At 37.4% G+C, this 815-nt stretch carries 1 protein-coding gene, 1 tRNA gene and 1 rRNA gene; 1 reads left to right on the top strand and 2 read right to left on the bottom strand.

All coding sequences use genetic code 11. From position 1 onward, the window contains the following. Window positions 1–69 precede the first annotated feature (69 nt). Window positions 70–549: a YbaK/EbsC family protein gene (locus J5G60_RS18560; RefSeq protein ID WP_150359079.1), complete on the top strand. Its 480-nt coding sequence runs from the start codon at window positions 70–72 to the stop codon at window positions 547–549. Window positions 550–622: 73 nt separating this feature from the next. Here J5G60_RS18560 and J5G60_RS18555 read toward each other — a convergent pair. Both J5G60_RS18555 and rrf read right to left on the bottom strand, forming a co-directional pair. After that, window positions 623–698 (bottom strand) — tRNA-Lys (locus J5G60_RS18555). Window positions 699–707: 9 nt separating this feature from the next. Continuing rightward, window positions 708–815, bottom strand: a 5S ribosomal RNA gene (rrf, locus tag J5G60_RS18550); the annotation flags it as partial.

Raw genomic sequence — 815 nt, 5'->3', positions numbered from 1 at the left:
TACAGATATTGTACATATATATTATCATATTATTTAAATTAATTAAACAAAATGAAGGGGGCAATTTTCATGTCATCTAAACTCAGCAAAAGTGCTGAAAAAATACAAAGTGTACTTAATAAATTCGGATATGAATTAAATGTATTAGAACTATCCGGCTCTACTCGAACTTCACAGGAAGCAGCCGACACAATAGGCTGCAGTGTAGGGCAAATAGCTAAATCTTTAATTTTCAAAGGAAAAGTCTCAAATAAGCCTATATTAATAATAGCAAGTGGCGCAAATAGAGTAAATGAAAAAGTAATTAAAAAATATGTTGGAGAAAAAATACAAAGGCCGGATGCTGACTTTGTTTTAAAAGAAACGGGCTTTGCTATAGGCGGCATCCCACCCATTGGACATAAAGATAACATAACCACCCTAATAGATGAAGATCTAACGAAATATGAAGAGATATGGGCTGCCGCCGGTACACCCCATGCAGTCTTCAAGTTGACTCCTCAAATTCTAAAAGATATAACGCAGGGCAAAATTATTTCCATTAAGTAATCTAAAATTCAGATGGAGTTTGCTTATAAGATTTTTTACAAGTAAAAAAGGAAGTATATTAACATACTTCCTCTGGTGGCTCACCGGGGAATCGAACCCCGGACAACATGATTAAAAGTCATGTGCTCTACCAACTGAGCTAGTGAACCATAAAATTTACCTGGCGACGACCTGCTCTCCCACAGGGCTTCCCCTGCAGTACCATGGGCACTGTGAAGCTTAACCTTCCTGTTCGAAATGGTAAGGGGTGTTGCCTTCACGTTATT

It is taken from the genome of Clostridium sp. HV4-5-A1G (assembly GCF_900184915.1).
Classification (GTDB): Bacteria; Bacillota; Clostridia; order Clostridiales; family Clostridiaceae; genus Clostridium_B; species Clostridium_B aromativorans.
The sequence above is the reverse complement of the archived record's forward strand: the minus strand, read 5'-3'. Positions and strand labels throughout refer to the sequence as shown.